The following is a 25,059-nucleotide window of genomic DNA, read 5'->3' as shown; positions in this document are numbered from 1 at the left end:
CGAATCAGCTTTTTTACATATATGCTCTTAAACGTTGCAAACTAAAACAAAGTAGCAGTTTGAGACGGGTAAGGAGTGTAAAGTGATGCATATGCATATTTTTGAAGGGGCACGGCATCTTTCTAATAGTGAATGGGTTATTCGGGCTATTATAGCATACATATTTTTAATATTAGTTGCGAAAGCGATGGGGCAAAGGTCCATCGCACAACTTCGTTTTTTAGATGTCGTATTAGTGTTATTGCTTGGTGGGAATATTTCTAACGCATTATCTGATGAAAAAGTGGGATTACTCGGTTCGATGATTACAACGTTCATACTCGTTGTACTTCACATTATAAGCTCAGTTCTAATGTTGAAATGGGATAGATGGAGACGCTTTTTAGAGCCAGCACCTATTATTCTTATACACAATGGTTTCATTGATTTTAGCAATTTGAAAAAAGCGAGAATTACTGTGGAATATTTATTTTCGGAACTTCGTATGCGAAATGTGAGCGATATTCAGACGATTAAATTAGCACTATGGGAAGCGAGCGGTGTTGTTTCTATATTTCGGTATCCAGAATATGAAGCAGTCTCGCGGCTGGATCTGAAAGTAGCGGGAAAAAAATCTCCAGTTTCTTTTATATTAGTAAAGGATGGGAGGATTCAGCAAGATGTTCTAGCTTTATTAGGAAAAACAGAAGAGTGGGCGAAAGAGTTTTTAGAGAAGAGTGCGGAAATCGAATCCATTATGTTAGCTACAGTGGATGAAGCGCATAAAATAAATATTTTGTTAAAAAAATGAAAAATATACGCATTTTGTCTTTTCATACATATGATACAATAGTGTGGACAACGAAAAAGGAGGGATACGATGGGATATGTAGAAGAATTACGAAAAATAGTTGGTCATCGCCCTTTAATTTTAGTTGGTGCTGTTGTACTCGTTATAAATGAAAATGGATATGTATTACTACAGCAACGAACAGAGCCGTACGGAAAATGGGGGCTGCCTGGTGGGCTCATGGAACTTAGTGAATCACCAGAAGAAACAGCTTACCGGGAAGTATATGAAGAGACAGGAATAAAAGTGAAGAACTTACGATTAATTAATGTATTTTCTGGAGCGAACTATTTTACAAAATTAGCAAACGGTGATGAATTTCAATCTGTAACGACCGCTTATTATACAGATGAATACGAAGGGGATTTTGTTATGAATAAAGAAGAAGCGGTTCAGCTTAAATTTTTTCAAGTAACAGAACTACCTGACTATATTGTAGGATCTCATAAAAAAATGATTGTTGAATATATGAAGATTATGGAAAAAAAGATATAATAATAGTGAAAGAAATACAAAAACACAGCTCTGGTTGGTAGTCCAGACGCATGATTTTATGTCAGTAACCTTCCCCTCCGGGATGTCCAGTATTTCTAATTTTTTAAAGGAGGGGCTGTCAATGGATTTGACAGTATATCACGATGGTCAATTTTTCGTAGGAATTATTACATGTAAAGAAAAAGGGAAGTTGTATGGAGCAAGGTATATTTTTGGAACGGAACCTTCAGACGAAGAAGTGCTTATATTTGTGAACGGTTCAATGTTAGCGTATTTTCAGCACTTTGCAAAATGTGGTGTGGAAGTGAAAGAAAAACAGCGTCCAAAAACTATAAAGCGGATTATACGACAAGCAGCAAAAGAAGTAAATGTAAACCGTTTTACTAAGGCGCAAGAGGCAATTAGCTTATCTTATGAACTGCATAAACAAGAAAAGAAAGTGCAGTCTAAAGAGAAGCGAGAAGCTGAAAAACAAAGAAGACGCTTAATTAAAGTACAAAAAGCAAAGCAAAAGCATCGTGGCCATTAAAAAAGGTGTTAGAGCAAGAGCTCTAACACCTTTTCTATACCCAAATACAAGTAAACTTACTTGTATTTCATAAACATTAACTGGTAAGATACAAATAGGTAGTTTTAGAGGAGGGAAAAGATTGATTAATTTTAACTTTTTTATGAATGATGTTGTCCGCCAAGCGCGTGAAGAGATTGTCTCTGCTGGATATACAGAATTGACGACGCCGGAAGCAGTAGAAGAAGCGTTTAAAAGAAATGGAACAACACTTGTAATGGTAAACTCTGTATGTGGTTGTGCAGGTGGTATTGCTCGTCCTGCTGCTGCGCATTCCGTACATTATGATAAACGTCCTAACCATCTTGTAACGGTGTTTGCAGGTCAAGATAAAGAAGCGACAGCAACAGCTCGTGAATATTTCGAAGGATATCCACCTTCTTCTCCATCATTCGCTTTATTAAAAGATGGAAAAATTGTAACGATGGTAGAACGTCATGAAATTGAAGGTCATGAACCAATGCAAGTTATTGCAAAACTACAATCTTATTTCGAAGAGAATTGTGAAGAACTATAAATATAAGCGAAAAGGCGGTACGTCCACAATGAAGTGGATGTACCGCCTTTTTTTATTTAGTATTAAAATTTATGGGACATGCATAGTTTTGTTATTTTATGCAACATTTTATACATACCGAACGGTGTTTGTATTGATGTTTTATTTATTTTTATTTTATATATTGCATAAAAATTAAAGTGCTGATACAATACAAACATCGAATAAATATTCTATTAAACTTTTAAATATACATTATTAGGGGGAAGAAAGATGAAGAAGTTATTATCAATATCGTTTGCACTTATTTTAATTGTAAGTATGTTCAGTGCTTGTAGTAATGGGGAAGAAAAGGCTAGTGGAAAAAATAAGAAAGTACTGGTTATGGGGACTTCAGCAGATTATAAACCATATGAATACGTAGAAGCTTCAAAAAGTGATGAAATTATCGGCTTTGATGTTGATGTTGCTAAATATATCGGAAAAGAACTTGGTTATGAAGTGAAAGTGAAAGATATGGATTTTGGTGGTTTATTAGCATCCCTTAGCTCAGGAAAAGTTGATTTCGTAATGGCAGGTATGACGCCAACGGCAGAGCGTAAAAATAATGTTGATTTCACAGATATATATTTTGTTGCGAAAAACATGGTCGTTTCTAAAAAGGATTCTAATATTCAATCTGTAGAGGATTTAAAAGGGAAAAAAGTAGGGGTACAAACAGGATCTATCCAAGAAGAGAAAGCAGCAGAATTTAAAAAACAAGTAGATTTCAAAGTTGAGGGACGTGACCGTATACCAGAAATCGTACAAGAAATTAAAGCTGGTCGTTTTGAAGCTGCAATTATAGAAGACACAGTTGCTAAAAATTATTTAGAAAAAATGAAAGAATTACAAGGAATTGAAATTAAAGAAGCACCAGAAGAAGTAGGAGCAGCAATTGCCCTTCCGAAAAACAGTGATAAAACAGCAGAATTTAATAAAGTAATTAAAAAAATGCAAGAAAATGGAGAAATGGATAAATTAGTGAAGAAATGGTTTGGCAGCGAAAAATAAGCTGCCTTTCACTTTTCTGTGAGGGGAATGAAAAGAATGAACTTAGATTTTTCGGCGATTACGCCTTCGATACCATATATTTTAAAAGGGCTAGAAGTTACTTTAAAAATTGTAGCAGTATCAGCGTTAGTTGGGTTTATTTTAGGAACGTTATTAGCGCTTTGCAAAATTGCTAGAATACGAGCATTAAATATAGCGGCAGATTTTTATACATCAATTTTCCGTGGTACACCACTTGTATTGCAATTAATGATTATTTATTTCGGTGTCCCGCAAATAATTGGTTATGAAATACCAGCATTCGTAGCAGCTGTATTAGCATTTAGCTTAAATTCAGGTGCATATATGTCAGAGGTAATTCGTGCCGGCATTCAAGCGGTTGATAAAGGACAAACAGAAGCAGCGATGGCTTTAGGAATTCCTTACGGGAAAATGATGCGAAATATCATTTTCCCTCAAGCATTAAAAAATATATTACCAGCGCTTGTGAACGAGTTTGCGACACTTACGAAAGAATCGGCTGTAGTAACAGTAATAGGAGCGACCGATTTAATGCGCCGTGCTTACATTGTAGGCGGTGAGACGTTTAAATATCTTGAACCATTACTTTTTGTTGGACTCATTTATTATATGCTAGTCATTATTCTTACATTAGTCGGGAAGGCAATTGAAGGGAGAATGAAGAAAAGTGATTAAAATTGAAAACCTTCATAAATCATTTGGAAAAAACGAAGTATTAAAAGGGATTACAACAACGATTGAAAAAGGGGAAGTAGTAGCAATTATTGGACCGTCTGGATCAGGGAAATCAACATTTTTACGTTGTATGAATGTGCTAGAAGCACCGACAAATGGTCACATTTGGATTGGAACGGAAGAAGTAACGAATCCGAAAACGAATATTAAGCACGTTCGTGAAAATGTCGGAATGGTATTTCAGCATTTTCACCTATTTCCTCATATGACTGTATTAGAAAATATTACGTATGCTCCTATCAATGTAAAAGGAGTAACGAAACAAGAAGCTGACAAGAAAGCCGAGAAACTTTTAGAAAAGGTCGGTTTATTAGATAAAAAAGATACGTATCCCAATCGTCTTTCGGGAGGACAAAAGCAACGTGTAGCAATTGCGAGAGCGTTAGCGATGGAACCAGAAGTTATGTTATTTGATGAACCAACATCAGCACTAGATCCAGAGATGGTAAAAGAAGTGTTAGAAGTTATGAAATCATTAGTTACGACAGGAATGACAATGGTGATTGTTACACATGAAATGGGATTTGCAAAAGAAGTAGCAGATCGTGTTCTCTTTTTAGATGGTGGAAAGCTTGTAGAAGATAGTGCGCCAGCAGAATTTTTTGTAGCACCGAAAAGTGAACGTGCGCAACAATTTTTACAAAAAATATTGTAATATGTAAAGGTTGCGTGAATAATAAGTAGAAAAGGATGACATTGTGTCATCCTTTTTTATCCCTTCCGGCAAGAAGACTCCATCTGATTTGTGTTACGGGTGAAACCCAACAATTCAGGTGGAGATGAATTGTCGTCAGAAGGTAGACCAAACACTTTTGTTTCGTTCATAACAATTTTTTGAGGGCGAATATTCCCTCCTTATCTACGATATAATCTGTCGTAAATAAGGAGGGAATATATCGTAAGGCAACGAAATTGGATAATAATCATCATTCGGTCACTTGAACCAAAAGTAATTATGATGAAGACCATGTTCACATTTTGTTCCGTTTCGTTCCAAATATTGATTGGTCAAAAGTAATTAACAATTACAAAATTATTTCTCTAAGAAAGGTGGTGAAACCAATGACTAAAAAGAAAGCAGTGAAAGTATTACGAAAACAAAAGAAAAGAGAAACCCTGCAACGCTTCACGCAGAAACAAAATATCGGACGAGCTTGCCTTACGGCTAAAGAATTTCGTTTACTGCAACGCATGTCGCATAGTTCAAAAGCTTTGCGAAATGTTGGATTGTACATTATTAAACAAAGTTACTTGAACAATAACAAAATGGCTACTGTAAAAGAAGTGGACACTGCCATGCAAGCCGATATGAACTACTCGGGCATGCAATCAAACTCTGTTCAAGCGATTCGTAGAGCCTTATTTACAGAAGTGAAGAGCTTTTTTAAAGCATGGGAACAGTGGAAGAAAAAACCTGAAACCTTCACAGGTCGTCCTAAGTTTCCGAATTATTCTCGTTCAACGGACAAACGAATCATTGAAATCTATCAAGTTCCAAAAGTGGATGATAACGGGTATTGGATGATTCCGATGAATGTTGCATTCAGAAAAAAATTCGGTTCCATTAAAATACGTATGCCTAAAAACTTAAGAAATAAAAAAATCTCCTACATTGAGATTGTACCAAAGCAAAAAGGTCGGTTCTTTGAGGTGCATTACACATATGAAATGCACGTTTCTCAAATGAAGAAGCCATCCACGACTACTAGTAACGCTTTGAGTTGCGATTTAGGTGTAGACAGATTATTAAGTTGTGTAACAAATACGGGTGATACATTCTTAATTGATGGAAAAAAATTGAAATCCATTAACCAGTACTTCAATAAAATGATACGTAATCTACAACAGAAAAATATGGACAATGGAATTTCAAAACGTATTGTAACAAATCAAGTGGCTGCACTTTGGCATAAAAGAGAAAGACAAATAAATGGTTACATTTCACAAACTGTAGGCTTGTTGTTCAAAAAAGTGAAAGCATGTAACATAGATACGGTTGTCGTAGGGTATAACGCTGGTTGGAAACAAAAATCTGATATGGGGAAAAAGAATAATCAAAAATTTGTGCAAATCCCATTTCATAAACTGATTGTAGCGATTGAGAATAAATGTGTAAAAGAAGGTATACGATTTTTAAAACAAGAAGAAAGCTATACTTCAAAAGCTAGTTTTCTTGATAAAGATAGTGTTCCAGCTTGGTCTAAGGATGATAGGACGCATTATCGCTTTAGTGGCAAACGAATCAATCGTGGTCTGTACCAAAGTAGAGCAGGAATATGTATCCATGCTGATATTAATGGTGCATTGAATACATTGCAAAAATCAAAAGTGGTACAATTGGATGACAATCTCAAAGTGAAAACACCGATTCTATTAGAAGTGCAAAAACGTAAGGCTGTTGCTTCGCGCATAGCTTAGTGGGTGAGTCAACCATCCATGTGTACTCGACTTGTCGGGGCTTGTAGCACACGCCGGAGTCATCTGAGTGGTGGCTTCTTCCGCAAGGAAGAATTGCTCTTTTTCGAAAGGGTGGTGCAAGTGGGAAAACGATTGTTCGTTTCTAGTACCAACCAAAAACATACTTGAGGTGTTACTGTAAGGTGGCATGAATGCTAGAGCGTCAACTGTCTAGCGATAGATGAAAAGACCTAGCGTTCTAACTCAAGCCCCACTGAAGCGTTTCATCTCAGTGGGGTAGTTGACACTAACTGTAAATACACTTATACATATAGGAGTAATGATATGTTTAAAATTGGATATCGTACAGTAAAAACAGCAATAGGGACAGGTGCGGCAGTTTTTATTGCGCAGTTATTAGGATTAGAATTTTATAGTTCAGCGGGCATTTTAGTTATATTATGTGTACAAAATACGAAACGTAAATCACTTCAAGTATCGCTACATCGTTTTTTAGCTTGTGTATTATCAATGGTATTCGCGTTTTGTATTTTTGAAACAATTGGATATACACCACTTGCAATTAGTATATTATTACTTACATTTATTCCGACTGCAGTTATGCTCAAAATTCAAGAAGGTATTGTCACGAGTTCAGTTATTGTGATGCATCTATATTCATTGAAACAAATTACATGGCTTATTGTTGGGAATGAAATTGCGATATTAACGATAGGAATTAGCGTGGCTTTATTAGTGAATATGTATATGCCAAGTAGTGAAAATAAGCTAAAAGAGTATCAGGATACAATAGAAAGTAACTTTAAAACAATTTTGTTTGAAATGGTCGTGTATTTACGAAACAGAGAAAGTAGCTGGAGCGGGGCAGAACTTATTGAAACTGAAAATATGCTAAATGAAGCAAGGGATTTATCGTTTAAGAAACTTGAGAATGCATTTATGCGAGAAGATGGCTATTACTATCGTTATTTTAATATGCGCATGCAACAATTCGAAATTTTAGAACGGATGATACCATTAGCAGCTTCTTTATCATGGACATATGAACAAGCTGATATGATTGCGGATGTGGTTGAAAACATTGGAAATGCTATTAGCCCTGAGAGTACTGGGGTTATTTCCTTAAGACAGCTTCAAGAAATGAGAGAATTATTTAGAGACATGCCATTGCCCGTTACACGTGAAGAATTTGAGATACGTGCGAAGCTTGTTCAACTTGTGTATGAAATGGAACAATATTTACTCATTAAAAGCCGTTTTAAGGGAAAGGATAATATAAAAGAACTTATATAGAAGGTAGGAATTATTATGCCGTATCTTCTCTCTTTCATATTATGTCTTTCTTTATCGCCTATTTGGCCTCTTGGTGATAATCCACGTGCCGGAGATCCTTTTATTATTGTAAATAAAGCGACGAATAAACTAGCTTATATTGACGATGGAAAGATTCAAAAGGTTTTTCCAGTAGCGACAGGGAAAACAAATGAATTAACTCCAGAGGGAACTTTTGATGTTGTAATGAAAGCAAAGGATCCGTATTATATTGCGAAGGATATTCCAGGTGGGTCACCGAAAAATCCACTTGGGTCAAGGTGGATTGGATTTAATGCAAGAGGAACTGATGGAAGTAAATATGGAATACATGGAACAAACCAACCTAGTTCAATTGGAAAGTATATTTCACAAGGATGTATAAGAATGAAGAAAAACGATGTGGAGTATTTATTTGATCGCATTCCAATTGGAACGAAAGTATGGATTGTGAAGTCGAAAAAATCATTTCAGCAATTGGCAAAACAAAAAGGAGCCATTGCATATGAAAAAGCCAACGAAAAGGTTGGCTTTTTCTATTGTAATAAGTTGTCTTGACATGTGTACATAACCATGAGTTAATGAGAGTATAGAAAGATAAAGTGAAACTTTAATTAGTGGGAGGTTTTTTACCCGCGGATTATCAGCCCTCACCAATCGGGATAAAAAATTAGATAAAGGGGTTGCTCATATGTACTTGAATCCAAAAATTTCGTATATGCAATTTTTTATGGGATTTCTATTTGTTATTACATTCATATTGGCAACTTTTAATATATGTTCTTATCTTGTAGCAATTGTATGTATGGCATTACTCAATCTTACTTTTGTTATTGGAGCATTTCAGCAGAAACAATATACAAGTTTTATAACAGCACTTGTAATGTCATTTTCCTTTAGTATTGTAGCGATTGTGCTTTATATAAAATAAACCATCTCGATATCGAGATGGTTTATTTTATTATGTTATGTGTAAAAAGTAAAAAAAGGACGAACAGATCGTCCTTTTTACCAAAACATACTTGCGCCAGCAAGTAATGTTGTTACAAGCATAGAAATTAGCATTACATAAATCATAACTTTTTGAGCTTTTTTATGCATCGTTAAACCTCCTTGCAAATCAGTACAATATCATTGTAACGAGAAATGATATTGTGGACAAGGGGAGAGAAGTGACAAAATTCGAGAAGTGCGTGTAAAGTATAACAGGAAATTTGTATGTATGTAGAGAATATATAATAATGATAGAGTATAATTTTTTTGTTATGCAAGCTGAAGAATGGAGATACGATGATGAAAATATATGAAACAAATCGTTTACATTTAAGGGAAATTGATGAGTCGTATGCTGAAAAAGTTCTTCAATATTACGACAGAAATCGTGAATTTTTAAAAGCTTGGGAAGAGTATAGACCGGATGATTTTTTTACGTTAGATTATCAGAAGAAAAAGTTACAAAAGGATAGAAAAGAGTTTGCAGAAGGTAAAATCATCAGGCTTTGGATTTTTAAAAAGGGTGATGATACAAAAATTATCGGGTGTATCTCATTTAATCTAATCGTTCGCGGTATTTATCAATCTTGTGTGCTCGGCTATAAATTAGATAAGGCAGAGTTGAATAAAGGTTACACGACAGAAGCGCTTAGGAAAGCTATTCAAGTTACTTTCGAAGAATTTCAGTTACATCGTATAGAAGCACCAATTATGCCACGAAATTTAGCATCTATACAAGTAGTGACGAAGATAGGCTTTCAATATGAGGGCGTGTCTAGGAAGATGTTAATGGTAAATGGAGTATGGGAAGATCATATGCGCTGGGTATTGTTAAATGAGTAATAGAAAGCAGATGGTTATCTAGACATATAAACCGTCTGTTTTTTGTCTTGTATTTCGAAACTTTTGCGAAATTCTGTTATAATTAATAGTGTTACATACATAATGGTAGTGCAGGAGGCGCAGTCTTATGATTAATCAAGAACGTTTAGTAAATGAATTTATGGAATTAGTACAAGTAGATTCTGAAACGAAATTTGAAGCAGAAATTTGCAAAGTATTAACAAAGAAATTTACAGATTTAGGTGTAGAAGTATTTGAAGATGACACAATGGCTGTTACTGGGCATGGTGCAGGTAATTTAATTTGTACTTTACCAGCAACAAAAGATGGTGTTGATACAATTTACTTTACTTCTCATATGGATACAGTAGTTCCTGGTAATGGAATTAAGCCTTCTATTAAAGATGGATATATCGTATCAGATGGTACTACGATTTTAGGTGCGGATGATAAAGCTGGATTAGCATCAATGTTCGAAGCAATTCGTGTTTTAAAAGAGAAAAACATCCCTCATGGTAAAATTGAATTTATTATTACAGTTGGAGAAGAATCTGGTCTTGTTGGTGCAAAAGCATTAGATCGTGAGCGCATTACAGCGAAATACGGTTACGCATTAGATAGCGATGGAAAAGTTGGTGAAATCGTTGTTGCAGCTCCAACACAAGCGAAAGTGAATGCAATTATTCGTGGGAAAACAGCTCATGCTGGTGTAGCACCAGAAAAAGGTGTATCTGCAATTACTATCGCAGCGAAGGCAATTGCGAAGATGCCACTTGGTCGTATTGATTCTGAAACAACTGCAAATATTGGACGTTTTGAAGGTGGTACACAAACAAATATCGTTTGCGATCATGTACAAATCTTTGCAGAAGCGCGTTCTTTAATCAATGAGAAAATGGAAGTACAAGTTGCGAAAATGAAAGAGGCATTTGAAACAACTGCAAAAGAAATGGGCGGTCAAGCAGACGTTGAAGTAAACGTTATGTATCCAGGATTTAAATTTGCTGATGGGGATCACGTTGTAGAAGTTGCAAAACGTGCAGCTGAAAACATTGGTCGTACACCTTCTCTTCACCAAAGTGGTGGCGGAAGTGATGCAAACGTAATTGCAGGACACGGTATCCCAACAGTTAACTTAGCGGTTGGTTATGAAGAAATTCATACAACAAACGAAAAGATTCCTGTTGAAGAATTAGCGAAAACAGCAGAATTAGTTATAGCAATTATTGAAGAAGTAGCGAAGTAATGTAATAGAAAAAGCGTGTAAATCACAATTGATTTACACGCTTTTTATTTTGATTCAATTGCTTTTACAAGGCGGATCAGCCAATATAAGAAAATCCATGGCAATATATAAGTTGTTGCTATATGTACTAGGCGAGGGAAGAACCCAAACGTATTAATATTAAAAATAGGAAGCAGTAAATAATTAATGGCTATGAGTAATATAATCACAAGGAACGTATAGTTGAGTTTATTAGTTGATTTCATCATAATCACCCCTTTTTGTGATTTTATACATTTTATGTAAATTATATCAAATGTATAAAAGGAAAAGAATAAGCAATTATTATAACTATTATGCAAAATTTGATATAATGAAAGAACGAACGTTCTGATTAGGAGTGAGTATTATGCGAGAAATGTATCCGAAAAATGGTCGTGTTATTTTGCATGTAGATATGAATTGTTTTTTCGCATCTGTTGAAATTGCTCATGACCCATCATTACAAGGGAAGCCGTTAGCAGTTGCCGGGAATGAAAAAGAAAGAAAAGGAATTATCATAACATGTAGTTATGAGGCAAGAGACTATGGAATACGTACAACGATGCCTCTTTGGGAAGCAAAAAGGTTATGCCCGCAATTAGTTGTAATGCGTCCTAATTTTACATTATATCGTGAAGCTTCATTTCAAATGTTTCAAATTCTTTCCCGTTTTACGGAAAAAATACAACCAGTCTCTATAGATGAGGGGTATTTAGATATTACAGATTGCTACGCACTCGGTTCACCTCTTGAAATAGCAAAGATGATTCAGCAGGCGTTATTAACAGAGTTACAACTTCCATGTAGCATCGGAATTGCTCCAAATCTTTTCCTAGCAAAAACAGCTTCTGATATGAAAAAGCCTCTCGGTATTACGGTGCTTCGAAAACGAGATATTCCAGAAATGATTTGGCCACTTCCGGTTGGAGCGATGCATGGAATTGGAGAAAAAACAGCTGAAAAATTAAATGATATTCATATACAAACAATTGAGCAGTTAGCAAAAGGAAACGAACATATCATTCGCGCTAAAATTGGAAAGCATGGTGTTGATTTACAACAGCGGGCAAAAGGTATGGATGATAGGGAAGTTGATCCGAGTCAAATGGGACAACATAAAAGTGTCGGTAATTCGATGACTTTTTCAAAGGATATGGATGAAGAGAAAGAATTACTTGATATGTTAGAACGGCTATCAAAATCAGTGAGTAAAAGATTACAAAAGCGAACTCTTGTCAGCTATAATATTCAAATTATGATTAAATATCATGATAGGCGGACAGTAACGCGGAGTAAGCAACTGAAAAATGCCATTTGGGAAGAACGAGATATTTTTCAGGCAGCCTCTCGTTTATGGAAGCAACATTGGGACGGTGATTCCGTTCGTTTATTAGGTGTTACAGCTACTGAAATAGAGTGGAAGACAGAATCGGTGAAACAATTAGATTTGTTTTCATTTGAAGAAGATGCGAAAGAAGAGCCGCTACTTGCTGTCATCGATCAAATTAATGATAAGTATGGAATGCCGATTTTACAACGAGGTAGTCAAGTATTACGTAAGCAAGAAAAGTCTTTTCAGCAAAAGTTAGAAAATAAGTTTATGTAGAAGGTGTCATGACGTAGTAAATATCATGACACCTTTTATTTTTACAATTAACTATGAAATTTTTTACTATAAAGTTTTTATAGAAAATAAATTGTTTCTTTTGCACTACAAGCAAAAGAATTATTTAATAAATAAAGTGAAAGGATAAATTTAGATGAATTTGATTGAAGTATGTATACAAATTTTTGGACGGAATATGCCGATTTGCTAAATAAGTATAAATAAAAAGCACTGTAACCAGTGCTTTTTATTATAGATTATGAGATTGTAGCATTTTCAAAAATAACAATTTCTGAACTGTTTGTTGTTGAAACGCGTTGTGCGTAATATGTTAAAGCTGAAGAAATATATGTTGGTAATGAATCATTTGTATGTGTTGTTGTATATTCATGGATTAATTCTTTCAAAGTCGTCCATTCTAATTGTGCTGGGTGATCAGACACGAAAGAACTTACCCAGCGATCAAATGAAGATGAAAAATCAGTTTGTAAACGAAATGCTTCTTTCATAATAAAACGCTCCCTTAAAATGTAGTATAATCATTTTAGCATAAAACACGAACAATTGCTAAGTTTTTCGAGTATAACGTTCGTGTTATATAGTTGTCTAGATGATTGGTTATGTAAATTCGATTTGCCATTTGAAATAACATTCCGTAAGATGAAAGGTAGATTATATAAAGAGCTGGAGGAAAGAAAGTGGAATTTGTATTTTTAGGAACTGGTGCAGGTGTTCCTTCGAAAGGAAGGAACGTTTCGGCAATTGCTTTGCAATTGTTAGAAGAACGAGGACAGACTTGGTTATTTGATTGTGGCGAGGCGACGCAACATCAAATATTACATACATCAGTACGCCCACGCCGCATTGAAAAAATATTTATTACGCATTTACATGGTGATCATATTTTTGGCTTGCCTGGTTTATTAGGAAGCCGTTCATTTCAAGGAGGGACTACACCTTTAACAGTGTATGGACCAAAAGGAATTAAACAATTTATTGAAGTGGCATTATCAGTCAGTACGACACATGTAAAATATCCACTTGAAATTGTGGAGATAACAGAAGAAGGTACTGTATTTGAAGATAATGAATTTCACGTGGAAACGAAAAGATTGTCACACGGTATTGAATGTTTTGGGTATCGTATTGTAGAGAAAGATATACAAGGTGCTCTTTTAGTCGATAAATTGCTGGAGATGGGTGTGAAACCGGGCCCGCTCTTTAAACGTTTAAAAGATGGAGAAGTAGTTGAATTAGAAAATGGTACGATATTAAATGGAAAAGACTTTATTGGCCCACCTCAAAAGGGAAGAATTATTACCATTTTAGGTGATACAAGATATTGTGAAGCGAGTAGAGAGCTGGCACAAGACGCTGACGTACTTGTTCATGAAGCAACTTTTGCAGCAGAAGATGAACAACAAGCGTATGATTATTTTCATTCCACATCTAAGCAAGCTGCGAGTATTGCACTTCAGGCAAATGCAAAACGATTAATATTGACTCATATTAGTTCTCGTTATCAAGGGGATACATATAAGGAATTATGGAAAGAGGCAAGAGAGCTATTTTCTAATACAGAAATAGCTACGGACTTAAAAATTTTTCCGGTAGAAAGATAATAATGGTGTGAAAAAATGGTGACGAAAGGTTGCCATTTTTTTATTTCTAAAAAAATTTTAAAATAAAACTGTTATCATTTTATGTTTATATTGGATGGAACAGAAAGTTTTAATGATGTGAAGAGATGGGATAAAAATGCATAGTACCGATTGTTTAGAAAAACTGTTATATAAGTCAGATGACATACGAGTGGTACAAATAGCAAAAACAGATCGTTATTCAGAACTTTTAAAATTCATTAAAAGTAAGCGTTTTATTAAAAACGAGCTATAATGAGGGCAGATCAAAATTTATTGTAGGCTACATGCATTTTAGCCATTTGTCGTAATAAGTGAAGTTGACTAAATCGTGAGAGAGCAACATGGAATTTATAATAGGAAAGATATTACTATTATTTGTATGAAGTCTTTTTTTACTTTTTAGCCTTAAAGCACTAAAAGGTATGAAAGCAATGGGCGTTTCACTTGTTTATGCTATCCTTGTAAGGGGTTCTGTGTTAAACTTTGGATTGCTACCAGACTTTATTCTGGATTAGCTTATATTATTTTTAAATGAAGGTAATGCTAAGTTTCTTATTTATTATGATAATTGGTATTATTTCAGGATATATTGCTTCACTGTTATTCAAAAACTATCCAATTCGTATAGCGGAACAAATTCGTCGTACAACTGGAAAAGCAACCGATTCGGTAGCTTAATAGAATAGTAAAAAATTTTTGCATAGAGGTTTAGGGGGAGTTATGATGAAGTATCGCTCAGTATTTGATATTATTGGTCCAGTTATGATTGGTCCATCAAGTTCACATACAGCAGGCGCAGCAAGAATGGGGCAAGTTGCTCGCCAGCTGTTTCGTCATGAACCAGAAAGAGTAAGCATTTCATTATATGGATCATTTGCAAAGACGTATCGAGGGCATGGTACGGATGTAGCATTGATCGGTGGAATATTAGGGTTTGAAACAGATGACTTACGTATTCCAGAGGCGCTAGACATAGCAAAAGAGCGCAAAATCGAAGTAGAATTCATTGAAGAAGATGCAAATGCACCTCACCCAAATACAGCGAGAATTCGTTTGTATAAAGGTGAAGAAGAAATTGAAGTTGTTGCTTGCTCAATTGGTGGCGGTAAAATTGAAGTTGTAGAATTAAACGGATTCGATCTTCAATTAACAGGCACGAGTCCAGCACTACTTATTGTAAATAACGATCGCTTCGGTGCTATTGCAGCAGTAGCTTCAATCCTTGCGAAACATGAAATTAACATTAGTACAATGAGTGTTTCTCGTAAAGAAAAAGGAAGAAGAGCGCTTATGGTTATCGAAACAGATGAATTATTAGCAGATGAAGTGATTGAAGAAATAAACGCGCAACAAAATATTTGTCAAGTAACTATTATGGAATAATTGCAGGGGGGACACACCATGTTTCGGAACGCAGCGGAACTAGTGGCGCAAGCTAAAGAACAAAATGTAAAAATCGCAGAAATTATGATTCAATGTGAAATGAAAACAAGAAGTATTTCACGTGAAGAAGTAATTGCTGGTATGGAAAAGAACTTAGTCGTGATGGAGCAAGCAGTAGAACGTGGTATTCGCGGAGTGAAATCACCAACTGGTTTAACTGGCGGAGATGCTGTAAAAGTTCAGGCGTATATGAATAGCGGAAAAGGCTTATCTGGAGATACGATTTTGGACGCGGTGAGTAAAGCTGTTGCAACAAATGAAGTAAACGCAGCGATGGGAATTATTTGTGCAACACCAACAGCAGGGTCTGCTGGAACAGTGCCAGGTGTACTGTTTGCACTGCAAGAAAAATTACAGCCGACACGCGAAGAGATGATCGAATTTTTATTTACAGCAGGAGCTTTCGGTATGGTTGTTGCGAATAATGCTTGTATTTCCGGCGCGGCAGGAGGTTGCCAAGCTGAAGTAGGTTCAGCAAGTGGAATGGCAGCAGCAGCAGCAGTTGAGATGGCTGGTGGAACACAAGATCAAGCAGCTACAGCGATGGCGATTTCATTAAAGAATATGCTTGGTTTAGTATGTGATCCTGTTGCAGGGCTTGTAGAAGTACCTTGTGTAAAACGTAATGCAGCAGGAGCTGCGAACGCGATGATTTCAGCTGATTTAGCATTAGCTGGCGTAACGAGTACAATTCCATGTGATGAAGTGATTGAGGCGATGTTTAGAATCGGACAAACGATGCCAGTAGCACTTCGTGAAACAGCTGAAGGTGGACTTGCAGCAACACCAACTGGTCGCCGTCTGCAGGAAGAGATTTTTGGGAAGACTAATAACTAAACAATATATGTTAATAAAAAAATGGAGCTAAAGTAAAATTGAGCTCCATTTTTTATTTTTCTTTTGTTAGTTGTTCTAATGTTTTCCCAAGATTATGTGATCGTTGTGTAGCCTGTGTAATACAAGAAATAAGTGCTTGTTGAAATTTATGTTCTTGTAATACTTCAATGCCTGCTTCGGTCGTTCCGCCAGGAGAAGTAATTTCCTTTCGCAAAACAGAAGGGTGTTTTTCACTTGCTTTTAGCATTTCAGCAGCACCAATCATCGTCTGAAGAATAAGTGACTTTGCAACATCTTCTTTTAAACCAATTGTTTTTGCGGCTTCTTCCATCGCTTCCACTACGTAATAAATATAAGCAGGCCCACTTCCAGATAATGCAGTGACAGCATGCATATCTTCTTCCTCTACAACAGAGACGAGACCGATCGTTTCAAATAAAGCTATGGCAGTCTGAATATGTTCCGCTGTTGCATGTTTTGAAGGCGAGATAGCAGTAGCTGATTTTAAAATAGCTGCAGATGTATTTGGCATCGCACGAATAATTGGAACATCTTTTTGAAGCAGGTTTCTAATCGAGTGAGTAGAAACACCTGCTAATAAGGAAATAATAAGCAGGTTATTATGTATATCTTCTTTAAAAGGAGTAAGTGCTTCTGCAACATCCTTTGGTTTCATTGCTAGAAAAAGAATAGTTGTATCAGTAAGTAGCTCTTTTTTATTATGCGTACCTTTGACGCCATATTTTTTATGTAGCTCCTGCAATCTTGTCTCGTTAGAACGATTACTTACGGTAATTTGTTCGCCTTTCACAACATTTGCATGTAACAAGCCACCAATAATAGCTTCAGCAATAGAGCCTGCACCGAGAAAGGAAATGTTTTGAATAGACATGATGTTCCTCCTTTAAGTTTGGTTAGAAATTCTTATAAATGTACATACATTCGTTTTTTTATAGGAAACACCTCTTTTTATCTGAAAATAATGACAAATATATATAGAAGTTGTAAACTGAAGAAGTATTCATTTTTGAACCGGAAAGAGACAGGGGGGCTAAGCATGACGGCGATTCACCGAATGGAGATTCCTGTGCCATTTGCAGTTGAAACTGTGAATGTGTTTTTAGTTGAGGGGGAGACATTAACATTAATTGATACAGGGACGAATACAGAAGAGGCAAGAAGTGCGTTAGAAAGGCAATTAGGTACATTAGGATATGCGATAGAAGATATTAAAACAGTAGTCATTACGCATCATCATGCGGATCATTGTGGGCTTTTAAATATATTTTCTGAGAAAACGAACATTATTGGACATCCTTGGAATGAGCCTTGGATCACGCAAAATCCAAAATTTTTAAAGTGGTATCATGAGTTTTTTAGAGAGACAGCTTTGCAATTTGGTGTTCCAGCGGCATTTTTGAAAGACGAGGCGTTATTGACGACGAAGACACTTAAATATTCTTGTAATAGATCGTTAACGCATACTGTGAGAGAGGGAGATCGTATTGATTCTTTACCTGGATTTACAGTAATCGAAACACCAGGTCATGCTTCCACTCATATTTCATTATATAGAGAATCTGATGGAATATTAATTGGCGGGGATGCTCTCATTAGTCATATTTCTTCGAATCCCATATTAGAACCACCATATGAAGGACAAACAGAAAGGGCGCGCCCGTTATTACAATATAATCAAACATTAAAGCGTTTAAGTGAAATGAATATTTCGCGCATTTTATCAGGACATGGAGAAGATGTTCTAAATGTGAAACAACTTATTGAAACGAGATTACAAAAGCAAGAAACACGTGCGTTTAAAGTGCTTGAGTTATTAAAGGAAAAACCAATGACAGCATTTGAAGTATGTGTAAAACTATTTCCGGTATTATATAAGGAGCAATTGCCGCTTACTATTTCAGAAACTGTTGGACAATTAGACTTTTTAGCATATAATCAACAAGTGATGATTGATGAATCTTCGCAACAATTGATTTATTATGCAAAGTAGGTGACAGCAATGACGGGACGTTTACAAAATAAAGTAATCGTCATTACAGGTGCTTCTAGTGGAATTGGAGAGCAAGTTGCAATGCAAGTTGCAGAGCAGGGGGCGACTCCAGTATTAATGGCTAGAACAGAAGAGAAATTAAAAGCGTTAGCAGAGAAAATTAAAGAAACTTATAATACGCCTTGCTATTATTATGTATTAGATGTAAGTGAAGAGACGGAAGTACAATCTGTTTTTTCAAAGGTATTACAAGAAGTGGGACGTATTGATATATTAGTAAACAATGCGGGATTTGGTATTTTTAAAACATTTGAAGATGCGTCAATGGATGAAGTGAAAGATATGTTCCAAGTAAATGTATTTGGATTAGTAGCTTGTACGAAAGCGGTACTACCCTATATGGTGAAAAGGAACGAAGGACATATTATTAATATTGCTTCACTTGCTGGGAAAATTGCAACTCCGAAATCGAGTGCGTATGCAGCGACGAAACATGCAGTACTAGGATTTACGAATAGTTTACGCATGGAGTTGTCTAGTACAAATATTTTCGTAACAGCGATTAATCCAGGTCCGATAGATACAAACTTTTTTGAAATAGCGGATCAATCCGGTACATATGTGAAAAATATGGGACGTTATATGTTAAAGCCGACGTATGTAGCAGAGCAAATTGTAAAATCGATGCAAACGAAAAAGCGTGAAGTAAACTTACCGAAATGGATGGGCATTGGTCCGAAATTGTATGCTCTATTCCCAGGTTTATTTGAGCGTGTTGCAGGTAAATCATTAAGTAAAAAATAGGAGATTTCCATATGGAAATCTCCTATTTTTTTATTTTCCAGTCACATAATCGTAAACGATATCTTCAACTGCCTCGTATACATCAATTTCAGTATTTGAATGAATTATCGTTTGAATATGTTTAATTAGCATTTCCTGATCCTCATTTGACATAGGATTACATTGATATTGTTGAAAACTTTTTATGATCATTTTCTCAATTAATTTCTCATTCATGTTTTTCCCCGCCTGTATGTATACATGTATTGTTTTATTGTACTTGAAGTGAAATGAAAAAACTACTATACACTGTTTCTGTATAAAAATTCGTTTGTGTATATTGTTTTTCTAGTAAAATTAAGTTTTTTAAGTTTGTAAAATTTATAAATATTTAATTGACTCTATAAATATACAATATTATAATCATACTTAATTTAAAGAATCGATATGAGGAGGAGCATATGAAAGTCGCAATTATTGGAGCAACTGGGTATGGAGGTATTGAGTTAATTCGGTTATTAGAGCAACATCCATATTTTTCGATAGCCTCTCTCCATTCTTTTTCGCAAGTTGGCGAGTGTATAACAAATGTATATCCGCATTTTCAAAATGTTCTTGTCTATACGTTACAAGAAATTGATGTTGAGGAGATAGAGAAGAAAGCAGAAATTGTATTTTTAGCAACCCCAGCAGGAGTGTCGGCAGAGTTAACTCCAAAATTATTAGCAGTAGGTTTAAAAGTAATTGACCTATCTGGAGACTTTCGTATGAAAGATCCTTCGACATATGAACAGTGGTATAAAAAGGGAGCTGCAAAAGAAAAAGTTCTTAAGGAAGCTGTATATGGGTTAAGTGAATGGAAAAGGTCCGAGATTCAAAATGCAAATTTAATTGCAAACCCAGGATGTTTTGCTACAGCCGCATTATTAGCGATATTGCCGTTAGTACGTAGCGGCATGATTGAAGAAGATTCCATTATTATTGATGCGAAATCAGGAGTATCTGGAGCGGGCAAAACGCCAACAACAATGACTCACTTTCCTGAGTTATACGATAACTTGCACATTTATAAAGTAAATGAGCATCAACACATTCCTGAGATTGAGCAAATGCTTGCAGAGTGGAATAGGGAAACGAAGCCAATCACGTTTAGTACACATTTAATACCGATATCACGAGGGATTATGGTTACACTTTATGCGAAAGTAAAACGAGAAATGGAAATAGAACAACTTCAAAAATTATATGAAGAAACATATGAACAATCGGCTTTTATTCGAATTCGCACGCAAGGAGAGTTTCCAAGTCCGAAAGAAGTGAGGGGATCAAATTATTGTGATATGGGGATAGCTTACGATGAAAGAACAGGAAGAGTGACAGTCGTTTCTGTTATAGACAATATGATGAAAGGTGCGGCTGGGCAAGCGATTCAAAATGCAAACATAGTAGCGGGACTAGAAGAAACAACAGGTTTACAACATATGCCGCTTTATCTATAAGGGGGACATGATGATTAAAGTAGAGTCTATAACAAAATTAGAAAATGGTTCAATTGTAACGCCAAAAGGCTTTTCGGCAATCGGTACTGCAAATGGTTTAAAAAAAGAAAAAAAGGATTTAGGTGTAATCATTTGTGAAGTGCCAGCATCATGTGCCGCCGTTTATACAACGAATCAAATACAAGCAGCCCCGCTGCAAGTAACGAAAGATAGTATAGTAGCTGAAGGGAAATTACAAGCGATTATCGTCAATAGTGGAAATGCAAATGCTTGTACAGGAATGAAAGGATTACAAGATGCGTACGAGATACGTGCATTAGGGGCCGAACATTTTGGAGTGAAAGAAAATTACGTTGCAGTAGCTTCAACAGGTGTAATTGGTGTTCCTTTACCGATGGATATAATCCGAAAGGGAGTTGCAAATCTTATCCCGACGAAGGAAGTAAGTAAAGCACGTTCTTTTGCTGAAGCGATTTTAACGACGGATCTTATAACGAAAGAAACGTGCTATGAGATGAAGATTGATGGGAAGAAAGTGGTGCTTGCTGGTGTTGCTAAAGGTTCAGGGATGATTCATCCGAATATGGCAACGATGCTGAGTTTTATTACGACAGACGCTCATATAGAGCATGATGTATTGCAAATAGCATTATCACAAATAACGAATCATACATTTAATCAAATTACGGTGGATGGAGATACTTCTACGAATGATATGGTTATCGTTATGGCAAGTGGATTATCAGAAACGAAACCAATCAATATGGAACATGCAGATTGGGAAACTTTCGTATTTGCTTTACAGAAGGTATGTGAAGATTTAGCAAAAAAAATTGCACAAGATGGTGAAGGTGCTACGAAGTTAATAGAAGTAAATGTGCTAGGGGCTCGAACGAATGAAGAGGCAAAGAAAATTGCAAAGCAAATAGTCGGTTCGAGTCTTGTGAAAACAGCAATACATGGTGAAGACCCAAATTGGGGGCGAATTATTAGTAGTATGGGACAAAGTGAAGTAGCGATTCATCCAAATACAATTGATATTACACTTCAATCTATCGCTGTGTTAAAAAATAGTGAACCTCAAATGTTTTCTGAAGAGGAAATGAAAAAGAAATTAAAAGAACATGAAATTATGATTGACGTGTATTTACATTTAGGAGAAGAAACCGGATCAGCTTGGGGCTGTGACTTAAGCTATGAATATGTGAAAATAAACGCTTGTTATCGTACATAAGGAGAGGGAAGATGAGCGATTATATTGTAGTGAAATGCGGCGGTAGTATGTTGGATCAATTAAATGATGTGTTTTTTGATTGTATAAAGAAATTGCAACAGAAGTATAAAGTAGTGATTGTCCATGGTGGCGGCCCAGAAATTGATGCGCAATTAAAAGATTGTAACATCAAAGTAGAAAAAAGAGATGGGTTACGAGTAACACCAAAAGAAGTTATGGATGTTGTTCAAATGGTGCTATGCGGAAGTACGAATAAAAAACTCGTAATGAAGTTGCAAAGGCATAATTTACTTGCAGTAGGTTGTTCAGGGTGTGACGGCAATTTACTTCAAGTTCAACCTGTCAGCGAAGAAATAGGATATGTGGGAGAAGTAAGTTATGTTGAAACAGCCTTACTAAAAGGGTTAATAAATTTGAATTATATTCCTGTCATTGCTCCGGTTGGGATAAATGATAATGAGATTTATAACATAAATGCGGATACCGCTGCAGCTGGAATTGCAGCCGCGTTATCCGCAAAAGAACTCATTTTTATTACGGATGTAGATGGGATATTACATGAAGGAAAGTTAGTAAAGAAAACGGATGAATTTGAAATTGTTACTTTTATAGAAAAAGGAGTTATTACAGGCGGGATGATCCCGAAAGTACAGGCGGCACTAGCATCATTAAAAATGGGAGTGCAAAAGATAAGTATTGTGAACGGTACAAAAGATTTTACTGAAGTTACGGGAGATTGTATCGGAACGACGGTAACGAAAGGAGTAAGTATCGTATGACAAGTCATCTTTTTCAAACGTATGGGAGAAGAAATATTGAGTTTGTAAAGGGGAGTGGAACGGAAGTCATTGATAAAAATGGTAAGCAATATTTAGATTTCACATCAGGAATTGGCGTATGTAATTTAGGTCATTGTCACCCTACTGTTATGAAAGCTGTACAAGAGCAACTTCATGATATATGGCATATATCTAACCTGTTTACAAATAGCTTACAAGAAGAAGTCGCGTCATTATTAACAGAAAATATAGCATTAGATTCTGTTTTTTTCTGTAATAGCGGGGCAGAGGCGAATGAGGCAGCTTTGAAGCTAGCCCGTAAGCATACTGGAAAATCTCTCGTTATAACATGTGAGCAGTCTTTTCACGGTAGAACATTCGGAACGATGAGTGCGACGGGACAAAATAAAGTGAAAGAAGGGTTTGGTCCGCTCCTTCCGTCTTTTTTACATATCCCTTTTAACGATATAAAGGCGTTAGAGGAAGTAATGAATGAAGAAGTCGCGGCAGTTATGATAGAAGTTGTTCAAGGAGAGGGAGGAGTCATACCTGCTAATCTATCTTTTTTGAAAGCAATTGAAACATTATGCAATAAATTCGGTTCCTTATTTATTATTGACGAAGTACAAACAGGGATTGGAAGAACAGGGACATTATTTGCTTATGAACAAATGGGAATACATCCTCATATCGTTACTACCGCTAAGGCGCTTGGCAATGGCATTCCCATTGGAGCGATGATTGGCCAGAAAGAACTTGGAACATCGTTTACTGCAGGATCACACGGTTCAACGTTTGGTGGAAATTATATTGCAATGGCTGCAGCGAAAGAAGTATTGCAAGTAAGTAAGAATCCATCATTTTTAAAAGAGGTAAAGGAAAAGGGTGAGTACGTATTAGAGAAGTTGCGAGAGGAATTACGACATGTTGAATATATTCAAAATATACGTGGTAAGGGGCTTATGATTGGGATTGAGTGTAAGCATGAAGTTGCAAGTTTTATAGAACAACTAGAGAAAGAAGGACTTCTCGTATTACAAGCAGGGCCTAATGTGATAAGACTATTACCGCCACTTATTGTAATGAATGAAGAGTTAGAACAGGCAGTATATATGATAAAAAAAGTAGTTTGTACAAAAAACGTATCAATCATATAAGGGGGAAGTTTCATGTCAACTGTACAAGTACCGAAATTAAATACGAAAGATCTTTTAACGCTAGAAGAACTGACGCAAGAAGAAATCATTTCTTTAATTGAGTTCGCTATATATTTAAAAAAGAATAAGCAGGAGCCTTTATTACGAGGCAAAATATTAGGGCTTATCTTTGATAAACATTCAACTCGTACTCGCGTATCTTTTGAAGCAGGAATGGTACAGCTCGGAGGACATGGCATGTTTTTAAGTGGGAAAGAGATGCAAATTGGAAGAGGAGAGAGCGTTTCAGATACTGCGAAAGTATTATCTCATTATATTGATGGGATCATGATACGTACATTCTCACATGCCGATGTAGAAGAGCTTGCAAAAGAATCGAGCATTCCTGTTATTAATGGATTAACGGACGATCACCATCCTTGTCAGGCGTTGGCAGATTTAATGACAATATATGAAGAAACAAATACATTTAAAGGAATAAAATTGGCTTATGTAGGTGATGGGAATAACGTATGTCATTCATTGTTGTTAGCGAGTGCAAAAGTTGGAATGAATATGACTGTTGCGACGCCTGTAGGATATGAACCGAATGAGGAAATTGTAAAAAAAGCGTTAGTGATCGCTGAAGAAACAGGAGCTGAAATTGAAATTTTGCATAACCCTGAATTAGCAGTGAGTGAAGCAGATTTCATTTATACTGACGTTTGGATGAGTATGGGGCAAGAGGGAGAAGAAGAGAAATATACTTTATTTCAACCTTACCAAATCAATAAAGAACTTGTTATGCATGCAAAGCAAACATATCGTTTCTTACACTGTTTACCTGCCCATCGTGAAGAAGAAGTAACAGGAGAAGTTATAGATGGAACACAGTCTATCGTATTTGAGCAAGCTGGTAATCGATTGCACGCGCAAAAAGCATTATTAGTAAGTTTATTTAAAAATATAGAAGAACTTTCCTGAATGATGTGCACCCCAATTGTTAGGTACGAATAACAATTGGAGGTGTGCTTTTTTATATTGAAATGTCGTATGTAT

The 25,059-nt window shown here is 35.9% G+C and carries 30 protein-coding genes and 1 pseudogene; 26 read left to right on the top strand and 5 right to left on the bottom strand.

Translation table 11 applies throughout. The features are described 5' to 3' along the window. Positions 1-85: 85 nt before the first annotated feature. From AC3WTA_RS08440 to AC3WTA_RS08390, 11 genes are all read left to right on the top strand, one after another. Positions 86-790: a DUF421 domain-containing protein gene (locus tag AC3WTA_RS08440; RefSeq protein WP_000550955.1), complete on the top strand. Its 705-nt coding sequence runs from the start codon at positions 86-88 to the stop codon at positions 788-790. Between the two features lie 69 nt (positions 791-859). Beyond that, on the top strand, positions 860-1,324 hold the full coding sequence (locus AC3WTA_RS08435; protein WP_002096322.1) for an NUDIX hydrolase: 465 nt from the start codon (positions 860-862) through the stop codon (positions 1,322-1,324). Between the two features lie 121 nt (positions 1,325-1,445). Continuing rightward, positions 1,446-1,853 carry a YjdF family protein gene (locus AC3WTA_RS08430; RefSeq protein ID WP_000366595.1) on the top strand — a complete coding sequence of 136 codons (408 nt, stop codon included), beginning with the start codon at positions 1,446-1,448 and terminating at the stop codon, positions 1,851-1,853. Between the two features lie 142 nt (positions 1,854-1,995). After that, a complete protein-coding gene (locus tag AC3WTA_RS08425; RefSeq protein WP_002008492.1) occupies positions 1,996-2,409 on the top strand; it encodes a BrxA/BrxB family bacilliredoxin in 414 nt (137 codons plus the stop codon). Positions 2,410-2,661: 252 nt separating this feature from the next. Beyond that, entirely contained in the window at positions 2,662-3,441 is a 780-nt protein-coding gene (locus tag AC3WTA_RS08420; protein ID WP_000735469.1) for a transporter substrate-binding domain-containing protein, read from the top strand. Between the two features lie 36 nt (positions 3,442-3,477). Next, complete coding sequence (locus tag AC3WTA_RS08415; RefSeq protein ID WP_001046922.1) at positions 3,478-4,137, top strand: amino acid ABC transporter permease; 660 nt, start codon at positions 3,478-3,480, stop codon at positions 4,135-4,137. After that, complete coding sequence (locus AC3WTA_RS08410) at positions 4,130-4,852, top strand: amino acid ABC transporter ATP-binding protein (protein WP_309529196.1); 723 nt, start codon at positions 4,130-4,132, stop codon at positions 4,850-4,852. The genes AC3WTA_RS08415 and AC3WTA_RS08410 overlap by 8 nt, the downstream gene beginning before the upstream one ends. A gap of 344 nt (positions 4,853-5,196) precedes the next feature. Beyond that, positions 5,197-6,615 (top strand): RNA-guided endonuclease TnpB family protein, encoded by a 1,419-nt coding sequence (locus AC3WTA_RS08405; protein WP_241043315.1) that lies wholly within the window; start codon positions 5,197-5,199, stop codon positions 6,613-6,615. Positions 6,616-6,939: 324 nt separating this feature from the next. Beyond that, positions 6,940-7,908 (top strand): aromatic acid exporter family protein, encoded by a 969-nt coding sequence (locus tag AC3WTA_RS08400; protein WP_000472675.1) that lies wholly within the window; start codon positions 6,940-6,942, stop codon positions 7,906-7,908. A gap of 15 nt (positions 7,909-7,923) precedes the next feature. Continuing rightward, positions 7,924-8,484, top strand: a complete 561-nt coding sequence (locus tag AC3WTA_RS08395) for a L,D-transpeptidase (RefSeq protein ID WP_001146549.1) — start codon at positions 7,924-7,926, stop codon at positions 8,482-8,484. 133 nt (positions 8,485-8,617) lie between these two features. Beyond that, positions 8,618-8,857, top strand: coding sequence for a DUF3894 domain-containing protein (locus tag AC3WTA_RS08390; RefSeq protein WP_000281162.1), 240 nt, complete (start codon positions 8,618-8,620; stop codon positions 8,855-8,857). A 77-nt stretch (positions 8,858-8,934) separates the two neighbouring features. Here the strand turns inward: AC3WTA_RS08390 and prli42 are convergent, their stop codons facing one another. After that, a complete protein-coding gene (gene prli42 / locus AC3WTA_RS08385) occupies positions 8,935-9,027 on the bottom strand; it encodes a stressosome-associated protein Prli42 (protein WP_000549038.1) in 93 nt (30 codons plus the stop codon). A 189-nt stretch (positions 9,028-9,216) separates the two neighbouring features. Between prli42 and AC3WTA_RS08380 the strand changes: the two genes are divergently transcribed. Both AC3WTA_RS08380 and AC3WTA_RS08375 read left to right on the top strand, forming a co-directional pair. Next, entirely contained in the window at positions 9,217-9,762 is a 546-nt protein-coding gene (locus tag AC3WTA_RS08380) for a GNAT family N-acetyltransferase (RefSeq protein WP_033657628.1), read from the top strand. 127 nt (positions 9,763-9,889) lie between these two features. Continuing rightward, positions 9,890-11,008 (top strand): tripeptidase T, encoded by a 1,119-nt coding sequence (locus tag AC3WTA_RS08375; protein ID WP_000609806.1) that lies wholly within the window; start codon positions 9,890-9,892, stop codon positions 11,006-11,008. Positions 11,009-11,052: 44 nt separating this feature from the next. On the opposite strand, the gene AC3WTA_RS08370 is transcribed toward AC3WTA_RS08375, so the two are convergent. After that, on the bottom strand, positions 11,053-11,253 hold the full coding sequence (locus AC3WTA_RS08370) for a hypothetical protein (protein ID WP_000843272.1): 201 nt from the start codon (positions 11,251-11,253) through the stop codon (positions 11,053-11,055). 143 nt (positions 11,254-11,396) lie between these two features. Here AC3WTA_RS08370 and AC3WTA_RS08365 point away from each other — a divergent pair, with 143 nt between their 5' ends. Together AC3WTA_RS08365 and AC3WTA_RS08360 are read left to right on the top strand one after the other, a co-directional pair. Next, a complete protein-coding gene (locus AC3WTA_RS08365; RefSeq protein ID WP_001208848.1) occupies positions 11,397-12,635 on the top strand; it encodes a DNA polymerase IV in 1,239 nt (412 codons plus the stop codon). A 90-nt stretch (positions 12,636-12,725) separates the two neighbouring features. Beyond that, positions 12,726-12,803, top strand: a pseudogene (locus tag AC3WTA_RS08360) (DNA polymerase IV); the annotation flags it as partial. An 89-nt stretch (positions 12,804-12,892) separates the two neighbouring features. Here the strand turns inward: AC3WTA_RS08360 and AC3WTA_RS08355 are convergent. Next, on the bottom strand, positions 12,893-13,144 hold the full coding sequence (locus tag AC3WTA_RS08355; RefSeq protein ID WP_000656495.1) for a DUF3932 family protein: 252 nt from the start codon (positions 13,142-13,144) through the stop codon (positions 12,893-12,895). Between the two features lie 189 nt (positions 13,145-13,333). Between AC3WTA_RS08355 and rnz the strand changes: the two genes are divergently transcribed. The 4 genes from rnz to sdaAA all read left to right on the top strand — a co-directional run bounded on the left by rnz (position 13,334) and on the right by sdaAA (position 16,558). Next, on the top strand, positions 13,334-14,257 hold the full coding sequence (rnz, locus tag AC3WTA_RS08350) for a ribonuclease Z (protein WP_000397450.1): 924 nt from the start codon (positions 13,334-13,336) through the stop codon (positions 14,255-14,257). Between the two features lie 561 nt (positions 14,258-14,818). Next, entirely contained in the window at positions 14,819-14,956 is a 138-nt protein-coding gene (locus tag AC3WTA_RS08345) for a hypothetical protein (protein ID WP_164083070.1), read from the top strand. 45 nt (positions 14,957-15,001) lie between these two features. Then, positions 15,002-15,661 carry an L-serine ammonia-lyase, iron-sulfur-dependent subunit beta gene (gene sdaAB, locus AC3WTA_RS08340; RefSeq protein ID WP_000877441.1) on the top strand — a complete coding sequence of 220 codons (660 nt, stop codon included), beginning with the start codon at positions 15,002-15,004 and terminating at the stop codon, positions 15,659-15,661. An 18-nt stretch (positions 15,662-15,679) separates the two neighbouring features. Next, a complete protein-coding gene (gene sdaAA / locus AC3WTA_RS08335; RefSeq protein WP_000489470.1) occupies positions 15,680-16,558 on the top strand; it encodes an L-serine ammonia-lyase, iron-sulfur-dependent, subunit alpha in 879 nt (292 codons plus the stop codon). 52 nt (positions 16,559-16,610) lie between these two features. On the opposite strand, the gene proI is transcribed toward sdaAA, so the two are convergent. Then, positions 16,611-17,450: a pyrroline-5-carboxylate reductase ProI gene (proI, locus tag AC3WTA_RS08330; RefSeq protein ID WP_000027261.1), complete on the bottom strand. Its 840-nt coding sequence runs from the start codon at positions 17,448-17,450 to the stop codon at positions 16,611-16,613. 165 nt (positions 17,451-17,615) lie between these two features. Here proI and AC3WTA_RS08325 point away from each other — a divergent pair, with 165 nt between their 5' ends. Both AC3WTA_RS08325 and AC3WTA_RS08320 read left to right on the top strand, forming a co-directional pair. After that, on the top strand, positions 17,616-18,569 hold the full coding sequence (locus AC3WTA_RS08325; protein ID WP_000125143.1) for an MBL fold metallo-hydrolase: 954 nt from the start codon (positions 17,616-17,618) through the stop codon (positions 18,567-18,569). Positions 18,570-18,578: 9 nt separating this feature from the next. Next, on the top strand, positions 18,579-19,373 hold the full coding sequence (locus AC3WTA_RS08320; RefSeq protein WP_000147808.1) for an SDR family oxidoreductase: 795 nt from the start codon (positions 18,579-18,581) through the stop codon (positions 19,371-19,373). A gap of 30 nt (positions 19,374-19,403) precedes the next feature. Here the strand turns inward: AC3WTA_RS08320 and AC3WTA_RS08315 are convergent, their stop codons facing one another. Next, positions 19,404-19,589: a YqzH family protein gene (locus tag AC3WTA_RS08315; protein WP_001003210.1), complete on the bottom strand. Its 186-nt coding sequence runs from the start codon at positions 19,587-19,589 to the stop codon at positions 19,404-19,406. 224 nt (positions 19,590-19,813) lie between these two features. On the opposite strand from AC3WTA_RS08315, the gene argC reads away from it, so the two are divergent. Genes argC through argF form a run of 5 tightly spaced genes read left to right on the top strand, consistent with a single transcriptional unit; the run spans position 19,814 to position 24,984 of the window. Beyond that, positions 19,814-20,851 (top strand): N-acetyl-gamma-glutamyl-phosphate reductase, encoded by a 1,038-nt coding sequence (gene argC / locus AC3WTA_RS08310; protein WP_000861234.1) that lies wholly within the window; start codon positions 19,814-19,816, stop codon positions 20,849-20,851. A gap of 10 nt (positions 20,852-20,861) precedes the next feature. Beyond that, complete coding sequence (gene argJ / locus AC3WTA_RS08305; protein WP_000598466.1) at positions 20,862-22,085, top strand: bifunctional glutamate N-acetyltransferase/amino-acid acetyltransferase ArgJ; 1,224 nt, start codon at positions 20,862-20,864, stop codon at positions 22,083-22,085. An 11-nt stretch (positions 22,086-22,096) separates the two neighbouring features. Further along, a complete protein-coding gene (argB, locus tag AC3WTA_RS08300) occupies positions 22,097-22,864 on the top strand; it encodes an acetylglutamate kinase (RefSeq protein WP_001286780.1) in 768 nt (255 codons plus the stop codon). Continuing rightward, positions 22,861-24,021, top strand: coding sequence for an acetylornithine transaminase (gene argD / locus AC3WTA_RS08295; RefSeq protein WP_000200520.1), 1,161 nt, complete (start codon positions 22,861-22,863; stop codon positions 24,019-24,021). The genes argB and argD overlap by 4 nt, the downstream gene beginning before the upstream one ends. Positions 24,022-24,033: 12 nt before the next feature. Beyond that, entirely contained in the window at positions 24,034-24,984 is a 951-nt protein-coding gene (gene argF / locus AC3WTA_RS08290) for an ornithine carbamoyltransferase (protein ID WP_000108893.1), read from the top strand. Positions 24,985-25,059: the final 75 nt, after the last annotated feature.

Source organism: Bacillus sp. EB106-07-01-XG149 (assembly GCF_058791555.1).
The sequence above is the reverse complement of the archived record's forward strand: the minus strand, read 5'-3'. Positions and strand labels throughout refer to the sequence as shown.